The 19286-nt window shown below is 74.1% G+C and carries 10 protein-coding genes; 1 reads left to right on the top strand and 9 read right to left on the bottom strand.

Going from position 1 to position 19286, the window contains the following annotated elements:
- Window positions 1-128: 128 nt before the first annotated feature.
- Window positions 129-1772 carry a glycoside hydrolase family 13 protein gene (locus tag ABJI51_RS03045; RefSeq protein ID WP_348947362.1) on the top strand — a complete coding sequence of 548 codons (1644 nt, stop codon included), beginning with the start codon at window positions 129-131 and terminating at the stop codon, window positions 1770-1772.
- Between the two features lie 196 nt (window positions 1773-1968).
- Here ABJI51_RS03045 and ABJI51_RS03040 read toward each other — a convergent pair whose 3' ends face one another.
- From ABJI51_RS03040 to ABJI51_RS03000, 9 genes are all read right to left on the bottom strand, one after another.
- Window positions 1969-2562, bottom strand: a complete 594-nt coding sequence (locus ABJI51_RS03040) for a PAS domain-containing protein (RefSeq protein ID WP_348947361.1) — start codon at window positions 2560-2562, stop codon at window positions 1969-1971.
- A 109-nt stretch (window positions 2563-2671) separates the two neighbouring features.
- Entirely contained in the window at window positions 2672-3259 is a 588-nt protein-coding gene (locus ABJI51_RS03035; RefSeq protein WP_348947360.1) for a PAS domain-containing protein, read from the bottom strand.
- A gap of 155 nt (window positions 3260-3414) precedes the next feature.
- Window positions 3415-4149: a 3-oxoacyl-[acyl-carrier-protein] reductase gene (gene fabG / locus ABJI51_RS03030; protein ID WP_348947359.1), complete on the bottom strand. Its 735-nt coding sequence runs from the start codon at window positions 4147-4149 to the stop codon at window positions 3415-3417.
- The gene (locus tag ABJI51_RS03025; protein WP_348947358.1) at window positions 4146-5105 is read right to left on the bottom strand and encodes a beta-ketoacyl synthase N-terminal-like domain-containing protein; all 960 of its coding nucleotides are present in this window, start codon (window positions 5103-5105) and stop codon (window positions 4146-4148) included. The genes fabG and ABJI51_RS03025 overlap by 4 nt, the downstream gene beginning before the upstream one ends.
- The gene (locus ABJI51_RS03020) at window positions 5102-6325 is read right to left on the bottom strand and encodes a beta-ketoacyl-[acyl-carrier-protein] synthase family protein (protein WP_348947357.1); all 1224 of its coding nucleotides are present in this window, start codon (window positions 6323-6325) and stop codon (window positions 5102-5104) included. Before ABJI51_RS03020 ends, ABJI51_RS03025 begins: the two co-directional genes overlap by 4 nt.
- A complete protein-coding gene (locus ABJI51_RS03015; protein ID WP_348947356.1) occupies window positions 6325-6576 on the bottom strand; it encodes an acyl carrier protein in 252 nt (83 codons plus the stop codon). Before ABJI51_RS03015 ends, ABJI51_RS03020 begins: the two co-directional genes overlap by 1 nt.
- 10 nt (window positions 6577-6586) lie before the next feature.
- A complete protein-coding gene (locus ABJI51_RS03010) occupies window positions 6587-6796 on the bottom strand; it encodes an MbtH family protein (RefSeq protein WP_206794700.1) in 210 nt (69 codons plus the stop codon).
- Window positions 6796-16770 (bottom strand): non-ribosomal peptide synthetase, encoded by a 9975-nt coding sequence (locus ABJI51_RS03005; RefSeq protein WP_348947355.1) that lies wholly within the window; start codon window positions 16768-16770, stop codon window positions 6796-6798. Before ABJI51_RS03005 ends, ABJI51_RS03010 begins: the two co-directional genes overlap by 1 nt.
- The gene (locus ABJI51_RS03000; protein ID WP_348947354.1) at window positions 16767-19253 is read right to left on the bottom strand and encodes a condensation domain-containing protein; all 2487 of its coding nucleotides are present in this window, start codon (window positions 19251-19253) and stop codon (window positions 16767-16769) included. The genes ABJI51_RS03005 and ABJI51_RS03000 overlap by 4 nt, the downstream gene beginning before the upstream one ends.
- Window positions 19254-19286 lie beyond the last annotated feature (33 nt).

The raw sequence follows: 19286 nt of genomic DNA, 5'->3' as shown, positions 1-19286 counted from the left end.
AGGCCTCCGTTGATCCGGGAAAAGTCAGCGACTGGGTATTGTCGCTCCGCGGCGCCTTCGCGCTCTACGCGCGATCCGCGGAGAAAGCTCAACCCCGTGCTCACGGGCCTGCGTGCGAAGATCGGACCGTGGCCCGAACCTCCTCTCGCGCGCGCTCGTTCTGGGACGACGCGGTCGTCTACCAGCTCTACGTCCGGTCGTTCGCCGACAGCGACGGCGACGGCGTCGGCGACCTCGGCGGGGTGATCGAGCGGCTCGACCACATCGCCGGGCTCGGCGCCGACGCCGTCTGGCTCAACCCGTGCTACCCCTCGCCACAGGCGGACCACGGGTACGACATCGCCGACTACCGCGGGATCAACCCCGAATACGGCGACCTGGGGACGTTCGACCGCCTGGTCGCCGAGGCGCACGCGCGCGGGCTGCGCGTGCTCATGGACCTCGTCCCGAACCACTGCTCGGAGCGGCACCCCTGGTTCACCGCGGCCCTCGCCGCCGGGCCCGGCTCCCCCGAGCGCGCGCGGTTCCTCTTCCGCGACGGCCGGGGCGACGAGCCGCCCAACAACTGGCAGTCGGTCTTCGGCGGGCCCGCCTGGACCCGCGTCACCGAGCCCGACGGCACGCCCGGCCAGTGGTACCTGCACCTGTTCGCCCGCGAGCAGCCCGACTTCGACTGGCGCCACCCGGAGGTGGCGGCCGAGTTCGAGGACGTCCTGCGGTTCTGGTTCGACCGCGGGGTGGACGGGTTCCGCATCGACGTCTGCCACGGGCTGGTCAAGGACGCGGCACTGCGCGACTGGGAGGGCGGCGGCTACAACGCCCACAGCTGGAACCAGCCGGAGGTGCACGAGGTCTTCCGCCGCTGGCGCGCGCTCGCCGCGGGGTACGGCCCGGAGCGCGACCTGCTGCTGGTCGGCGAGGTCTGGGTCCCCGACCCGGCCGACCTCGACCGCTACCTGCGCCCGGACGAGCTGCACCAGGCGTTCTCGTTCGACCTGCTCGTCCAGCCGTGGGAGGCGGGCGCGCTGCGCGGCGCCGTCGAGCGCGCGGTGGCCCGCACGGCCGCGCACGGCGCGCCGGCGGCGTGGACGCTGGCCAACCACGACGTGCACCGGACGGTCACCCGCTACGGCATCGTCGCCCCGGAGCCGGCCCCGCCGAGCAACGACGCGTTCGCGGCGCTGATGCGCCCGCGCGGCGAGGTCGACGTGGCGCTGGGCGAACGCCGGGCCCGTGCGGCGCTGCTCCTGCTGCTGGCCCTGCCCGGTTCGGTGTTCCTGTACCAGGGTGAGGAGCTCGGCCTCCCGGAGGTCCTCGACCTGCCGGACGACGCGCGCCAGGACCCGGTGTTCCACCGCACGGGCGGCCGCGAGAAGGGCCGCGACGGCTGCCGGGTGCCGCTGCCGTGGTCGCCCGACGCGCCGGCGTTCGGCTTCAGTGCGGGCGAGCCGTGGCTGCCGCAGCCGGAGTGGTTCGACCGGTACGCCGCGGACGTCCAGGAGAAGGACGACACGTCGACACTGCACCTGTACCGGCGCGCGATCCGGACCCGCCGCGAGCGGGGCCTGGGCGAACCGGGCCCGGTGGAGTGGCTCGAGACCGGGAATGACGCCGTGCTGGCGTTCCGCCGGGGTGCGCTGGTGTGCGTGGTCAACACCGGGACCGCGGTCTTCACGCCGCCCGCGGAATGGGGCGAGATCGTGCTGGGCAGCGGGGACCCCGGTGCCGTGCCGGGAGATTCCGCGGTCTGGCTGGTGGCCGCCGGGGCGTGACCGGCGCCGGTTTGCGGGGTCTGCCGCGGCTTGTCGTGAGTGAGAAACAGTGTTCTAACCCTGTTTCTCACTCACGAGTCCCGGGTGGGCTGAAAGGCGCTTTCGTCTCATGTGGTGCAGCGAAAGGGACTTTCGTCGCGCCAGACGTCAGGAACGTCCCTTTCAGCGTGCCTTGGGTGCCGGGTCGTGCGGTTTCTCACGAACCGACGGCCCGGCGGGTCGTTTCCAGCACGCGCGGGTCCACGCGCGGCGGCCAGACGTCGGCGGTGTACATCCCGGCCGCGTGGGCCTTGGCCACCAGTGCCGTCCGGTTGGGGACGCCGAACCGGCGGACCAGCGCGCCGACGTGGTACTCGACCCCCTGGCGGCTCAGGTGGGCGCGCTGGGCCAGCTCGGTCGTCGGGACGCCCGCCGCCAGTCCCTCCAGGACCAGTGCCTCCAGCGGGGACAGCAGCGTCTGCCGGGCCCGCTGCGCCCGGCCGACGTCCCGCCGGACGGCCACCACGATCCGCCGCGGGCCCCGCAGCGCGGTCAGTTCGGCGGAGACGGCCGTCCCGCCGGGGACGGCGAGCACGACGTGCTCGGCCGCTTCGCGCCGGTCCCCGGCCGCCAGTGCGGTCAGGGCGCGCCGCGGTCCTTCGGCGAAGTCGGGGTGCAGGTAGTCGAGGAGCGACCGGTGCCGCAGCTCGAATCCGGACACCCCGAACAGCGCGCAGAAACCGCTTTCCGCCGTCATCACCCGGAAGTTCCCGTCGACGGACGCGACGTGCCAGGTCCTCGGTTCACCCATGTCACCCACCCCTAGCGCTCGGATGAGGAAATTCAACAATCCGGGCCGGTGGCGCGGTACCCGCGATTCACGGGAGCGGCCGCGGGACGGTGCGGAGACACGGCCGGGGTCAGTTCTCGCGGGCGTGCGGCGCCACCCGCGGCGGCCACTGCGACGGGCAGAGGACGCCGCAGGCGTACGCCTTCGACACCAGCGCCGCGCGGCTCGGGGCCTCCAGCTTCCGCAGCATCGCGCCGATGCGGTAGTCCACCGCCTGGCGGCTCAGGTACAGGCGCATCGCGATCCGGACCGTCGGCTCCCCCGCCGCCAGTCCCTCCAGGATCTGGGCGTCCAGGTCGCCCAGCCGCACGGGGGCCGGCTCGGCCGGGCGGACCAGCAGCACCAGGCCGCCGTCCGGGAGGGGGCGGGCGGTCACGTCGGCGAAGAACGGGCCGGGGCAGGCCAGCCGCTCGTCGAAGCCGTCGCGGCGACCCGCGGCCAGCTCCGCCAGCTCGCGCCGGAGCGTCTGCCGGACCGCCGGCAGGAACCAGTCCGGGAACGGCGTGCCGATCACGTCGTCCGGCGTCGTGCCGAACAACTGCGCGAAGGCGCCGTTCACCTGCCGGACGACCAGGTCGCCGTCCAGTTCGACCATGCCGGTCCCCGGCTCCGCGCTCTCCGGGAGCCGCTTTCCCCGGCGCAGGGCCGCCTCAGCCATACCGATCACCGTCCCGTGGCCCGTGGCTCCATCATTGTGTGGAGCCGCGTCGCTCACGTTAGGCAGGAACGGCGCCGGACGCGGCGGATGCGAAGCCAATTCAGCTCCGGCCGGACGGCGCTTCCGCCAAAAGCGGAGCGGGTCCGGCTCCCCGGTCACCGGATGAGCCCGCCGTCGACGTGCAGCACCGAGCCGGTGATGTACCCCGCCTGCTCGGAGGCCAGGAAGCCGACCAGGTCGGCGACGTCGCCGGGGGTGCCGAACCGCCGGAGCGGGACCTCGGCCAGCGCGCGCTCGCGGGTCCGCTCGTCGAGCACCGCGACCATGTCGGTGTCGATGAACCCGGGCGCCACCACGTTGACGCGCACGCCGTAGCGCCCGACCTCCTTGGCCAGCGCCTTGCAGAACCCGATCGTGCCCGCCTTCGACGCGCTGTAGTTGGTCTGGCCGGCGCTGCCGTGCACGCCGGCGATCGAGCTGATCGCGATCACCGTGCCCGCCTTGCGTTTCATCATCCCGAACACCACCGAGCGGCACACGTGGTAGACGCCGTCCAGGTTGGTTTCGAGGACGGCTTTCCAGTCCTCGTCCGGCATCCGCACCAGCGGCTGGTCGCGGGTGATGCCCGCGGACGTCACCGCGGCCGTGACCGGGCCCAGTTCCCGCTCGGTGCGCGCGATCCACGCCCGGACCGCTTCGGCATCGGCGACGTCGACGCGCTCGGCCAGCACCTGCACGCCCAGCTCGGCAAGGTCCTTCTCGACCTCGCGTGCGGCGTCTTCGTCGGCGCGGTAACAGAAACTGACGTCGAAGCCGTCCCGGGCCAGGCGGGTGGCGACTGCCCGGCCGATGCCGCGCGAACCGCCGCTGACCAGCGCCACCCCGCTCATTTCTGGCCTCCCAGCCGCAATACCGCGCACACCACCGCGCCGTCGCGGTCGACCGAGCCGACGACGGCGACGTCTCCCGGCTGCCCGGTCGCCAGCACCCCGGCGACCTGGAACATCGCCGTCGCCGCGCCGGTGTCGCCGATCAGTTCCGACACCGGCTCGGTGCGGCCCGGCACGCCGGACCACGACTCCGTCGTGACGTCCTCAGTGGACAGTCCGGTCGTGGCGAGCGCGCCGTCCACACAGGACCGAGCGGTCTCCGTTACCGCGCCCGGCGGCGCGATCCGGGAGTGCACGGCGAGGATTTCGGCCAGCGGCGACTGCTCCCCCGCGGGCTCGATGCGCAGCATCACGCAGCCCTCACCAAGCACGCCGTCGACACCACTGTGGGATTCGATCCAGGAGCGGGCGTCCGAGTACTCCTCGGCGGCCCCGGCGAGCACGCTCGACGCCCGCCCGGCCCGCATCAGGCGGACGGCGTAGGCCAGCGCCGAAAGACCGGCCGCCCGGCCACCCGCGAGTGTCACGTTCGGGCCGGTCAGGTCGTGCCAGATCGCACACTGCCCGGCGGCGGCGTTCATGATCGAGTACGGCATCCGGCTCGGGTCGATGAAGTACGGCTTGGCCTCGACGAAGGTCGAGCGGCTCACCTCCATCGTGCTGTCCAGGCTGCCCATCGTGCCGAGCACCAGCCCCGCGCGGTCGCCGCGGGCCGCGGGCCGCTCGGCGGCCAGCTGCCCGACCGCCCACACGGCGAGCCCGGTGACCCGGTCCATCGCCCGGGTTCCCTTGCGGCCCAGCAGTTCCCGGATGTCGAAGCCGGGAACCAGCGCGGTCTTGTGGACCGCGCCGCCGGACACGGCCGCCGCCTGCCCGCCGCGCAGGCCGTCCACGAAGGACTCGCGGTCGATGCCGTACGGCGAAACCGCCGTCCACGCCGTGATGACCGGGTTCACCGGGCCACCTCCTCGTCGAACCGGCCGAGCACGACGACGGCGTTGTTGCCACCGAAGGCCAGTCCGGTGTTCTGCACGACCTTCAGCTCGGCGTCGACCGCGTGGTTGGGCACGCAGTCGATCCCGCACTCCGGGTCGGTCACGCGGTGGTTGATGGTCGGCGGGATGAACCGGTGGGTGATGCCCAGCCCGCAGGCGATCGCCGCCAGCGCGCTCGCGGCCCCCATCGCGTGCCCGAGCATCGACTTGAACGACACCGTCGGCGGCGGCTTTTCCCCGTACACGTCCCTGATCGCGCCCGTCTCGGTGACGTCGTTCGCGGGCGTGCCGGTGCCGTGCGCGGAGATCAGGTCCACCTCGTCCGGCCCGACGCGGGCGTCGCGCAGGGCCAGTTCGATGCACTCCTTGATGCTCGCGCGGTCGGGCGCGACGGGGTGCAGGGCATCGCAGTTGAGGGCGTACCCGAGCACTTCGGCGTAGATCGGGGCACCGCGGCGCAGCGCGGACTCCGCGGTCTCCAGCACCAGCACCCCGGCCCCCTCGCCGGTGAGGATGCCCTTGCGGTCGACGTCGAACGGGCGGCAGCAGTCCGGGGCGACCGTGCCGAGCCGGTAGAACCCGGCGAACGTCTTGCGGCACATGGCATCCGCGCCGCCGACGAGGGCGAACTCGGCCTCGCCCGCGCGGACGGCGTCGAAGCCGGCGCCGATGGCGTAGTTCCCGGCCGAGCAGGCGGTGGCCACCGTCACGGCCTCCACATCGGACAGGGCGAGGTCGTGGGCGACCGTGGCGGACAGGCGGGTGGCCGTCGAGCGCCGGACCCGCACCGGGTCCAGCGCCGCCGGGCCGTGGGCGAGTTCCAGCTCGGTCAGCGCGTCCAGGTCGTGGGCCTCGCCGTCGGTGGTGCCGACGCAGACCATGCCACGCCGGGTCCGCAGCTCGTCTTCGGTGAGCCCGGCGTCCTCGACGGCCATCCGGGACGCCGCGACGGCGAACCGGCTCGCCCGGCCCAGTTCTTCGGGGTCGACGCGGCGGATCCAGGGCCGCGGGTCGAATCCCGCGACCTCGCAGCCCATCGTGTGCTCGAACCCCTCGGTGTCGAAGACGCCGATCGGCCGCGCCCCGCTGCGGCCTGCCCGCAGCGCCTCGGCGAACTCGGCCCGGCCGATGCCGATGCTCGACACCACGCCGAGCCCGGTCACCACCACCCGGCGGCTCATCAGATCGCTTCCGCCTCGGTGACGACGCGGTAGACGCCGTCGAGCGTGAGCATGGTCTTCAGCTGCGACTCGGCGATCCGGATGCGGTAGCGCTTCTCGCACTGGGACACCAGCTCGATCAGCGACAGCGAGTCGACCCCGAGGTCGTCGACGAACGAGCTGGTGCCGGTGACCTCCTCCGGCTCGAGTTCGAACACGTCGCAGACGAGGTCGCGCAGCTCGTCGTAGAGTTCGACCTTCACGTCGGTCATGACGGGACTCCTATTCACCCATGGCGCGGACCAGGCTGGCCGGCCGCATGTCGGTCCAGTTCTCCTCGACGTAGGCCAGCGCCGCCTCGCGGGTCGCGTCGCGCAGGACCACCGTCCAGCCCGCGGGCACCTCGGCGAACGCGGGCCACAGGGAGTGCTGGTTCTCGTCGTTGACCAGCACGTGGAACGTGCCGTCGGCGTCGTCGAACGGGTTGCTCATCACTGCTCCTCTCGGGCGTCGTGGGCACAGTCAACCAGTGCGGTGTCGAGAATTTCGCCAATGTGCCGCAGCGGTCCCGGCCGGGTCAGGTCGGCGTGCGCGGCGCCGGCCGCGTGGACGTCGACCGCGCCGACGTACGGCCCCCAGGCCTCCGCCGGGTCGCCGTCGGCGTCCGCGGCGGCGAAGTGCAGCAGCCGCCCGGAATAGTGGCCGGGCACGAACTTCCGCATCAGCTCGTGGTTGTTGCGCCACACCGCGACCAGGCGCCGCAGGTGTTCCTCGCCGAACTCCGACGCCAGGCCGGAACCCGCGACCAGCTCGGCCACCACGGCCGCGGTCAGCTCGCGGCCGTCCGCCGCGACACCGACGGCGTCCAAAATGGTCGAATAGATCTCCTGCTCCCCCGGCACTTCGTCGTCGTGGCCGGGGGGACGGCTGTCCAGGCTGGCCAGCAGCGCGACTTCCTCGCCCTGCTCCCGCAGCAGCGTCGCGACGTGATGGGCGACGAGCCCGCCGAACGACCAGCCCAGCAGGTGGTAGGGCCCGGACGGCTGGATCTCGCGGATGCGGCCGAGGTAGTCGGCGGCCATCGCCTCCAGCGACGCGGGCAGCGGCTCGTCGGCGGCCAGGCCGCGGGCCTGCAGGCCGTAGACCGGCCGCCGCGGGTCCAGGTGCGGCACCAGGCCGATGTAGGACCAGCTCAGCGCGCCCACCGGGTGCACGCAGAACAGCGGCGGCAGATCGCCGCCGGTGCGCAGCGGCAGCACCGGGGCGAACGCGCTTTCCCGGGTCTCGGCGTGGCCGAGGCGTTCGGCCAGCCCGGCGGGTGTCGGCCGTTCGAACAGGGCGCGGACGCCGAGGTCGGCACCCAGCGTGGCGCGGATCCGGCTGACCAGCCGGGTCGCGGTGAGCGAGTGCCCGCCGAGGTGGAAGAAGTCGTCGTCGACGCCGACCGACGGCACGTCGAGGACTTCGGCGAACAGCGCGCACAACGCGCGTTCCCGCTCGGTGCGCGGCTCGCGGCCGCTGCCGGACACGTGCGGTGCGGGCAGGGCGGCCCGGTCGAGTTTCCCGCTGGCCGTCACCGGGAACGCCGTCAGCGGCACGAAGGCCGAGGGCACCATGTACTGCGGCAGCCGCTCGGCCGCATGCGCCCGCAGCGCGTCGGCGTCGGCGTCCCCGATGACGTAGGCGACGAGCTGGTGGTCGCCCGCGGGGAGCGGGCACGGCAGCACGACCACGTCCGAGACGCCGTCGTGGCCCCGCAGCACGGCCTCGATCTCCCCCGGTTCGACACGCACGCCGCGTACCTTGACCTGGTGGTCGACACGGCCGAGGTATTCGATCTCGCCGTCGTGGTTCCAGCGGGCGCGGTCGCCCGAGCGGTACATCCGGGAACCGGGCTCCCCGAACGGGTTCGCCACGAACCGCTCGGCGGACAGGCCGGGCTGGCCCTGGTAGCCGCGGGCCAGCTGGGTGCCCGCGAGGTACAGCTCGCCGGCCACTCCGGGTGGCACCGGCCGCAGCCAGCGGTCCAGGACGTAGGCCTGGGTGTTCCACAGTGGACGTCCGATGGGGACGGTCGCGGCCGGGCCCGGCGGAGACGTCCACGCGGTCACCTCGATCGTGGTTTCGGTCGGGCCGTAGAGGTTGTGCAGCTCGACGTCCAGGGTCGCGTGGACCCGCTCGCGCAGGGCCGGAGTCAGGGCCTCGCCACTGCAGAACACGCGACGCAGCCCGGGCAGGCCGGTGGCCTCGGGCAGGAACTCGCGCAGCATCGACGGGACGAAGTGGACGTCGGTGACGCCGTGGCGCCGGATGACGTCGGCGAGGTAGCGCGGGTCGCGGTGCCCGTCGGGCCGGGCGAGGACCAGCGTCCCGCCGGAGACCAGCGGCCAGAAGAACTCCCACAGTGCCACGTCGAACCCGCAGGACGTCTTCTGCAGCACCCGCTCCGGCCGCCCGAAGGTGTCCCGCATCCACAGCAGCCGGTTGGCCAGTGCCGCGTGCGAGACGACGACGCCCTTCGGCTTGCCGGTCGAGCCCGAGGTGTACATCACGTACGCCGCGCCGTCGCCGGAGACCGGGCCGGGGAAGGGTGCCTCGCCGTCGAGCCGGACGTCGTCGAGGACGAACACCGGCCGGGCGTCGCCGAGCAGGTGGGCGACGCGCTCGGCCGGGTAGTCCGGGTCGATCGGCAGGAAGGCCGCGCCGGTGCGCAGGACCGCCAGCAGCGCGACGACCAGGTCCACCGAGCGCGGCAGCGCGATCGCCACCACGCGTTCGGGCCCGGCCCCGCGGCTCGCCAGCGCGTGCGCGAGCCGGTCCACCCGGATGTCCAGCTCCCGGTAGGTGACCTGCTCGTGCTCGTCGGCCGCGGCGATCGCCTCGGGCGTCGCGGCGGTCTGGGCACGGACCAGCTCCGGCACGGTGACGGCCGGGACCGGGTGCGCGGTGGCGTTCCATCCCGTCACGACCTGCTCGCGTTCGGCGGCGCCGGTCAGCTCCAGCGCGCCGACCGGGCGCCCCGGGTCGGCGACGGCGGCCCGCAGGACCCGGGTCAGCCAGCCGGTGATCCGCTCGGCGGTTTCGCGGTCGAACAGGTCGGTGCTGTACTCCAGCGACCCGGCGAGCCCGGCCGGCGCGCCCGCGGCGTGCTGTTCGGCGTAGTCCAGGAGCAGGTCGAACTTCGCGGTGTCGGTGTCCACAGTGTCCACTACCGCGTGCAGCCCGGTGGGCTCGTCGGCCGCCTCCGGCACGTTCCGGGCCACCAGCATGACCTGGAACAGCGGGTTGCGCGCCAGGGACCGCGCCGGGTTGAGCGCGTCGACGACCAGCTCGAACGGCACGTCCTGGTGCGCGAACGCGGCCAGGTCGGTCTCACGGACGCGGGCCAGCAGGTCCTCGAAGGACACTTCGCCCGAGACGTCCGTGCGCAGGACCAGGGTGTTGACGAAGAACCCGACGAGGTCCTCCAGCGCCCGGTCGGTGCGGCCGGCGACCGCGGTGCCGATGGGGATGTCCGTGTCCGCGCCGAGTTTGGCCAGGGTCACCGCCAGCGCCGTCTGCACGGCCATGAAGACCGTCGTCCCGGTGCGGCGGGCCAGCTCGGCCAGCCCCCGGTGCGTTCCGGCGTCCACTTCCAGCGGGACACGGTCGCCGCGCAGGGACAGCGCGGGCGGGCGCGGACGGTCGAACGGCAGCGCCAGCTCGTCCGGGGCGCCGTCGAGGGTCTGCCGCCAGAAGGCGAGCTGGGTGCTGACCGCACTGTCCGGATCGGACTCCTCGCCGAGGCTTTCCCGTTGCCAGACGGCGAAGTCGGCGTACTGCACGGGCAGCTCGGTCCACTCCGGAGCCGTTCCGGCCGCACGGGCGCGGTAGGCCGCGGTGAGGTCGGCGGTGAGCGGGCCGAACGACCACGCGTCGCCGGCGATGTGGTGCAGCACCAGGGCCAGGACGTACTCGCCGCCGCCCGGAGCGAACAGCCGGGCCCGCAGCGGCAGGTCGGTGGCGAGGTCGAACGGCTCCTGCGCGAACTCCTCGACGGCGACCGTACCGGCGACGTCGAACCGCAGCCGGGCCACGGCTTCCGCCGGGTCGAGGATGTGCTGGTACGGCAGGCCGTCCTGCTCCGGGAAGACCGTGCGCAGGCTCTCGTGGCGGGTCACGACGTCCGCGAGCGCGGCCCGCACCGCCTCGGCGTCGACGTCGCCGGTCAGCCGCACCGCGGTCGGGATGTGGTAGGCGGAACCACCGTCGCCGAGCTGGTCGAGGAACCACAGCCGCTGCTGGGCGAACGACAGCGGGATCCGCGCGGGCCGCTCCCCCGCCCGCAGCGGCGGGCGGGCCGGGGCGGCCGCGGCCGCGATCGCGCGGGCGAGCCCGGCGACGGTCGGGGCCTCGAACACCGCCGAGACCGGCAGCTCGACGCCGAAGACCGCGCGCACCCGGCCGGTCAGGCGGGTGGCCAGCAGCGAGTGGCCGCCGAGGTCGAAGAAGCTGTCCCCGGTCCCGACCGAAGGCTGCCCGAGCACGTCGGCGAACAGTCCACAGAGGATTTCCTCACGCGGCGTCTTCGGCTCGCCGCCGGTCCGGACGGCCACCGGCCACTCCGGCTCGGGCAGTGCCCGCCGGGCGATCTTGCCGTTCCCGTCGACCGGCAGCTCCGGCAGCGCGACCAGGACCGCGGGCACCAGCGCCGCCGGGAGCTTGCCCGCCAGCGCCGTCCGCGCCGCGGCGGCGTCGAAGTCGCCGGACGGCACGACGTAGCCGACCAGGGACGGCTGGCCCGCGGGGTCGGGCCGGACCGCCGCGGCGGCGGCGCGGACGCCGTCCAGCGCGTGCAGCGCGGCCTCGACCTCGCCGAGTTCGATGCGCACGCCGCGGACCTTGACCTGGTCGTCGGCGCGGCCGAAGTACTCCAGCTCGCCGTCGCGGTTCCAGCGGACGCGGTCGCCGGTGCGGTACATCCGGGACCCGGGCGCGCCGAACGGGTTCGCGACGAACCGTTCCGCGGTGTCCCCGGGGCGTCCGGCGTAACCCCGCGCGACACCCGTGCCGCCGACGTACAGCTCGCCGACCACGCCCGGCGGGACCGGCCGCAGCTCCGGGCCGAGGACGTAGAGCCGGGTGTTGCGCACCGGCCGTCCGATCGGGACGGCGCCGCCCGGCCCGAGGACGGCGTGCGTGACGTCGTCCGAGCACTCGGTGGGGCCATAGGCATTGACCAGGCCGATGTCCGGGAACCGGGCGAGCCAGCGGTCGCGCAGGTCGGGCGGGAACGCCTCGCCGGTCACCATCAGCCAGCGGACGCCCGACAGCGTCACGCGCGGGTCCCACTCGTCGAGCGCGGTGCGCAGCAGCGACGGGACCACCTCGACCACGGTGACGCCGTCGGCGTCGACGACGTCGAACAGCCGCCGCGGATCCGCGCGCAGGTCGGCGCCCACCACGCGCACCGCGCCGCCGGCCAGCAGCGCGGAGAACATCTGCCACACCGAGATGTCGAACGTCAGCGGGGCGTTCTGCAGGACGGTGTCGGCCGCGGTCAGGTCCAGGTCCTCGATCTTGGCCAGCAGGTGGTTCACCATGCCGCCGTCGGCCACGACGACGCCCTTGGGCCGCCCGGTCGAGCCGGAGGTGAACAGCACGTACGCGGCGTCGTCGGGGTGCCGCGGCACCGGCGTGAAGTCCACAGTGGACACCCGCTCGGTGAGCACGCGCAGGCCGGGCACGGCCGCGGCGATCTCCTCCGCCCGCGCGCCGGAGCCCGCCGGGGCCAGCAGCACCTGCGCGCCCGCGTCGGTGAGCATCCCGGCGATCCGCTCGATCGGCGCCTGCGGGTCGACCGGCACGTACGCGCCGCCCGCGGCCCAGACACCGAGCACCGAGCCGGTGAACTCGCGGCCGGGGTCGCCGAGGATCCCGGCGACGATGCCCCGGCCGGGCAGCGTGGCGGCCACGCCCGAGGCGAACGCCCACAGCTCGCGGTAGGTCCACGCGCCGTCGTCGTCGGCGACGGCCTCGGCGTCCGGCGCCGTCCGGGCGAGTTCCCGGACCCGCTCGGGCACGGCCACGAACTCCCCGGCGCGCGCGGTGTCGTTCCACGTCGTCAGCACCAGGTCGCGCTCGGCCGGGTCGAGCACCGAGAACGTGCTGATCGGCCGGTCCGGCGCCGCGGCCAGCTCGCCGAGCAGGCGCACGAGCCGCCGGGCGATCGCCCGGCCGGTTTCGGCGTCGAACAGGTCGGCGGCGACCTCCAGGAAGGACCGGATGCCCGCGGGCGCGCCGTCGGCGTCGTGCCGCTCCCGCATGATGAACATGAGGTCGTAGTCCATGGCCTCGAGCGCCTGGTGCTCCAGCCCGGCCCGCAGCCCGTCGAACTCGAAGCGCGCTTCGTCGAGGTTCTCGAACTCGAGCATCACCTGGAACAGCGGGTGCCGCGCGGGCGAGCGCACCGGGTTGAGCGCGTCGACGACCCGCTGGAACGGCACGTCCTGGTGGCTGAACGCCGCCAGGTCGGTGCGCCGGACCCGGTTCAGCAGCTCGCGGAACGTCGGGTCGCCGCCGAGGTCGGTGCGCAGCACGAGGACGTTGACGAAGTTGCCGATGACGTCGTCCAGCGCCTCGTCGGTGCGCCCGGCCACGGCGGTGCCGAGCGGGATGTCCGTGCCCGCGCCGAGCTTGCCCAGCAGCACCGCGAGCGCGGCCTGCACGACCATGAACGCTGTCGTGCCGGTCTGGCGGCAGACGTCGGTGAGCGTGCGGTGGATCGCCGCGTCGATCTCGAAGTCGTGGCCGAGGCCGCGGTAGGACGGCAGCGCCGGGCGCGGCCGGTCCACCGGCAGGGTCAGCTCCTCCGGCAGGCCGTCCAAAGCGGACTTCCAGTACGCCAGCTGACGCGAGATGCCACTGTCCGGATCGGACTCCGCACCGAGGATCGAGTGCTGCCACAACGCGTAGTCCGCGTACTGCACCTTCAGGTCCGTCCACTTCGGAGCGTGTCCGGCGCGGCGGGCGTTGTAGGCGTCGGCGAAGTCGCGGGCCAGCGGGACCAGTGACCAGCCGTCGACGGCGATCTGGTGCAGGATCAGGACGAACAGCGACTCGTCGGCGGATTCCCGGAACAGCACCGCACGCACCGGCAGTTCGGTGGTCGTGTCGAACCGCCGGTTCACCGACGCGATCTCCCCCGGCCCGCGGACGTCCACACGGGCCAGTTCGCGGGCTTCGGCGACGTCCAGGATCCGCTGCCGCGGTTCGCCGTCGACGACCGGGTACAGCGTGCGCAGCGACTCGTGCCGCGTGACGACGTCGCCCAGCGCGGCGGAGAACGCCTCGACGTCCAGCTCGCCGTGCAGCCGGATCGCCAGCGGCGGCATCTCCAGTGAACCGTCGGTCCCGGCGATCCGGTCGATGAACCAGAAGCGTTCCTGCACGTAGGACAGCGGAAGTTCGTTGCCCGGCCGCGGCATCGGGACCAGCGGGGGCCGGGCCCCGGACTCGCCGGCGAGCCGGTCGGCCAGCTCGGCCACGGTCGGGGCCTCGAAGATCGCCCGGACGCCCAGGTCGGTCCCCAGCACCGAGCGGATCCGCCCGGCCAGGCGGGTGGCGAGCACCGAGTGCCCGCCGAGGTGGAAGAAGTTGTCCCCGGTGCCGACCGACGGCACCTTGAGCACCTCCGCGACCAGCGTGCAGAGGATCTGCTCCAGGGAGGTCCGCGGGCGCTGGTCCCGGGTGCCGGAGTAGTCCGGCGCGGGCAGGGCACGGCGGTCGACCTTGCCGTGGGCGGTCAGCGGGAACGCGTCCAGGACGACGAACGCCGACGGCACGCAGTGCTCGGGCAGCCGCGCGGCGGCCCACGTGCGGAGGTCGTCCGCGTCGGCCGTGCCGGTCAGGTAGGCGACCAGGCGGCGGTCGCCGTCGTCGTCGCGGGCGAGCACGAGCGCGCCGGTGACGCCCTCGTGCGCGCCGAGCACGGCCTCGACCTCGCCGGGCTCGATCCGGAAGCCGCGGATCTTGACCTGGTCGTCGGCGCGGCCGCGGAACTCCAGCTGCCCGCCGGTCCAGCGGACCCGGTCGCCGGTGCGGTACATCCGCGTCCCGGGCGGGCCGAAGGGATCGGCGACGAACCGCTCGGCGGTGAGCCCCGGACGGCGCAGGTAGCCACGCGCGACCTGGACACCGGCGAGGTACAGCTCGCCGGTGACGCCGGGCGGCACCGGCCGCAGCGCGGCGTCGAGGACGTAGGCGTCGGTGTTGGCGACCGGCCGCCCGATCGGCGGCGCGTCCTCGACGGGCCCGGCCAGCGGGAAACCGGTGGCGTTGATGGCGGTTTCGGTGGGGCCGTAGAAGTTGACGACCCCGCGGGTCGCCGCCCGCAGCCGGTTGGCCAGCTCCGCCCCGAGCGCCTCGCCGCCGACGATGGCCCGCAGCCCGGCGACCGCGGCCGCGTCCTCCTCCAGGACGTAGTGCCACAGCGCGGGGCCGGCGTCCATCAGCGTGATCCGGGCGTCGCGGATCAGCCGGGTCAGCGCGACCGGGTCGCGGACGGTGTCGCGGCCGGCGACGACCAGCGTGGCACCCGCGGTCAGCGGCGCGAACAGCTCTTCGAGCGAGATGTCGAACGTCGGCGCGGCGACGCCCAGCACCCGGTCCCCCGGCGCGTGCCCGCAGGTGCGCACGACGTCGGCGATCGCGTTGGCCAGCGCACGCACCGGCACCACGACGCCCTTGGGGCGGCCGGTCGAGCCGGACGTGGTGATCACGTACGCGGGGTGTCCGGGGTGCACCTCGCGCGGCGGATCGGTGTCCGGCCCGTCGCCCGCGGCGTCACGCAGCACGACGACCGGTTCGGTGTCGGCGATCAGCGCGGCAATGCGCTCGGCCGGGTATTCGGGGTCGACCGGGAAGTAGGCCGCGCCCGCCTTCAGGACGGCCAGGGCCGCGACGACCAGGTCCGCCGACGGCGGCAGCAGGACGGCGACCACCTGCTCGGGCCCGGCACCCGCCGCGATCAGCCGGTGCGCCAGCCGGTTGGCCCGCGCGTTCAGCTCCCGGTAGGTCAGCGCGACGCCGTCGTGTTCGACGGCCACGGCGTCCGGCGTGCGTGCCGCCTGCGCCTCGACCAGGTCCGCGACCGGCAGGCCCGGTTCGTGCCGCGGCCCGCGTCCCGCGGCGAGGTCCACCGCGGGGAACGGGGAAATCCGGCCCAGCAGGCGATCCGGTGCGGCGACCACGGTCTGCAGGAGAGCCAGGAGCCCGTCGGCGGCGCGGCGCGCGGTGTCGGCGTCGAGGACGTCGTCGCGGTACTCCAGGCGCAGCTGCAGCTGCGGGTCCGGCACGACGGTCAGGCTCAGCGCGTAGTGCGTGGCGTCCCGGGCTTCGGCGCCGCGCACGCGCAGCCCGGCGCGCTCGTCGTCGAAGCCGTCGGCGAGCGGGTAGCTCTCGAACACGAACGCCGTGTCGAACAGCTCGCCGAGCCCGGCCTGCTGCTGGACCTCCCAGAGCGCGAGATGCTGGTGCGGCAGCAGGCCGAACTGCTCGTGCTGCAGCCGTCCGAGGGTCTCGGCGAGGGTGGCGGCCGGGTCGAGCCGGACGCGGACGGGCAGGGTGTTGATGAACAGCCCGACCATGTCCTCGATGCCCGCGACCTCCGGCGGCCGCCCGGCGCTGACCGCGCCGAACACGACGTCGGAGCGGCCGGTGAGCCCGCCGAGCACGATCGCCCAGCAGCCCTGCAGGACGGTGTTGAGCGTCATGCCCCCGGCCCGCGCCCAGGCGGTGAGGTCCGCGGTGAGCTGCGCGGGCACGTCGACGGCCAGTGCTTCGGGCAGCTTCGGCTCGCGCGGCTGCCCGGGCCCGGCGACCAGCGTCGGCTCGGCGAGGCCGTCGAGCGCCTCCCGCCAGGCCCGCTCGGCGGCGGCGCGGTCCTGGCCGCGCAGCCATCTGAGGTACTCGCGGTGGTCCGGCACCGGCGGGAGCGCCTCGCCGGCGTAGAGCGCGAAGAGGTCGCGCAGGATCAGCGGCATCGACCAGCCGTCGGTGACGACGTGGTGGTTGGTCGCGACGAACCGGTAGTGCGTCTCGCCCAGCCGGATCAGCAGGAACCGCAGCAGCGGCGGGGTTTCGACGTCGAACGGGCGGACGCGCTCCTCGTCGACGAGCGCCACCGCCTCGCTTTCGGGACGGCCGCGCAGGTCGGCCTCCCGCCACGGCAGCCGCGCCCGCGCGGGAATCACCTGCACCGGCTCGCCGGACCGGCGGCGCCGGAAGCACGCCCGCAGCGGCGCATGCCGGTCCAGCAGTGCCTGCCCGGCCGCGCGCAGCGCTTCGGGATCGAGGTCGCCGTCGAGGTCGACGACGAGCTGGACGTGGTAGACATCGGTACCGCCGCCGCTGAGCGCGGCGTGGTACAACAGCCCTTCCTGCAGCGGCGTCAGCGGGAGGACGTCCTGCAGTCCCTGGGTTGTCACGGCGTTTCCTCCCGTGCGGTTCCGGCGGCGGAGATCGAGGTCAGGGGACGGTCGGGGAATTCGGGTCCAGCGGTCCGGCACACGCGGTCGCCGGTGCGGAACATCCGCGACCCGGGCGGGCCGAAGGGATTGGCGACGAACCGCGCGGCGGTGGCACCGGGCCCGTCGGTGTATCCGCGGGCCACGCCGGTGCCGCCGACGTACAGCTCGCCCGCCACCCCGGACGGGACCGGCCGCAGCTCCGGCCCGAGCACGTACAGCTCGGTGTTGCGGATCGGCTCGGGCGTGGGCCCCGGGACGGCGGTGAGCGGGGCGTGCGTGACGTCGCCGGAGCACTCCGGTGCGCCGTGGGCGTGGACCAGGTCGGTGTGCGGGAACCGGGCGAGCCAGCGGTCGCGCAGGTCCGGCGGGACCGCCCCGGTGACCACGATCCGGCGCAGTGCGGGCAGCTCGCCGTCGAAGGCGTCCAGTGCCGCACGCAGTTCGGACGGTGCCGCCTCGACCACCGACAGCCCTTCCGCGGCCGCCAGGCGGAACAACGCCTCCGTGCCCGCCCTCGGCGTGGCGATCCGGACCCGGCCGCCGGCCAGGAGCGGGGCGAACAGCTGCCACACCGCGGCGGCCGACGGCAGCGGCGCGTTCTGCAGCACACTGTCCACAGCGGACAGATCGAGGTCCTCGACCTTGGCCCACAGCTGGTTCACCAGTCCGGCGTCGCCGACGACGACGCCGCGGGGGCGGCCCGGCGGGACGAGCACGCAGGCCGCGGCTCCGGCGTTGCGGGACACCGCGGGAAACTCGCTCGTGGCCCCGCATCCGGTCACCACGCGCAGGCCGGGGGCGAGCGCGGCGGCCCGCTCGCGCAGGTCATCGGTGGTCACCAGCCAGCGGGCGCCGCAGCGGTCGAGCAGACCGGCGTCCGGCACGTACGTCCCGCCCGCGCTCCAGATGCCGAGGACCGCGCCGAGGAACTCCCGGCCGGGACCGGCGAAGATCCCGGCCGCACCGCCCGGGCGCAGGCCCGCGGCCACCAGCCCGGAACTCACCGCCGCCGCGAAGTCGCGCAGCTGCCCGTAGGTCCACGTGCCGTCGTCGTCGGTCACGGCGGGGGTCTCCGGCGCTGCGGTGGCGAGGTCGTCGATGCGGTCGAGCAGCTCGTCGAGACTGTTCGTCTCGCGGCGCGGCCCGGCCGGATGGCCGGTCGCCCGCTCGACGTCGATGCGGGCCAGCGGCACGTCCGGGTCCAGCCCGGCGAAGTCGGTGAGGAAGGCCACCAGCCGCGCCGCATGCGCGGCCAGCTCGTCCCGGCGGTACAGCGCGGGGTTGCCGAGGACGGTGAGCGGCAGGCTGCCGTCCGGGGTCTCGCCGATGACGAACTCGAGGTCGTCGACCTGGCCGGTGGACAGGTCGTGCACGGTCGCGCTACAGCCGCCGAAGAGGCGTTCCTCGCCGACGCGCAGGATGTTCACGGTCGGGCCGAACGGGCGCGGATCGCCGTCCAGTCCCATGTGCCGTCGCACCCGCCGTCCGCGGTAACGCTGGTGGCGCACGCTCTGCTTGATCTCCACGGCCGCCTCGGCGACCAGCTCGCCGCGGGTCATCCCGGGCCGGACCGTCACCGGCACCGGTACCGAGTTCGCCACCATGCCGGGCACCGACCGCATCAGCGCGCCCTTGCGCGCGGTGGTCAGCAGGTTCACCAGGACGTCCGGGGTGCCTGCCATCCGCTGGACGTACGCCGCCGCCGCGGCGATGAGCAGTTCGGGCAGGGCCACCCGGGTCTCCCAGGCGATCTTCTCGAGCTTCCGCGTGACCTCGGCGGGCACCACCGCGGACTCGCGGGCGAAGTCGGTCGCGGGCGCGAACGGGCGGCTCGACAGCGTGGTCGGCGCGAACGTCCGGGAGAACCGGCCCGCCCACATGTCCCGGTCGTCGCCGTGCCGGGCGGGATCGGCCTGGTAGGCCACGTCGTCCTCGACGAGCACGCGCAGCGGCGGCGGCGCTCCTTCGGCGGCCGCCTGTCCGCCGTCGTAGATCTCGGTGATGCGCCGGAACAGCAGGATCTGGCTGAAGCCGTCGGACACGACGTGGTGCACGCACACGTAACCGAGATGGTGCCCGGGGGCGATCCGGATCAGCGCGAACCGGGGCAGCAGCGTCGCGGTGAGGTCGAAGGGCTTGCGGACGTCGGCCTGCATCCACGCTTCGGCCGCTTCGCGGCTCAGGTCGAGCAGGGTGACCTCGGCCTCTTCGGCGACGATGACCTGCTGGGTTTCGCCGTCGTCCCCGCGCGTGAACCGCACGTGCAGGGTCTCGGCTTCCCGGACCGCCTGCCGCACCGCGGAAATCCACCGCCCGGCGTCGAGCGGACCGCGGATGTCGTAGACGCCGCCGAGGTTGTACACCGCATTGCCCGGCTCGCGGACGCACCGCTGCCACAGCTCCGACTGGGCGGCAGTCAGCGGTAGCGCGGTTTCGGGCATCGGGTGCTCCTCTCCGGGGACGGTCGGGGGCCG

The organism is Amycolatopsis melonis, assembly GCF_040064235.1.
Lineage (GTDB): Bacteria > Actinomycetota > Actinomycetes > Mycobacteriales > Pseudonocardiaceae > Amycolatopsis > Amycolatopsis melonis.
This window is presented reverse-complemented; position numbering and strand designations above follow the sequence as displayed.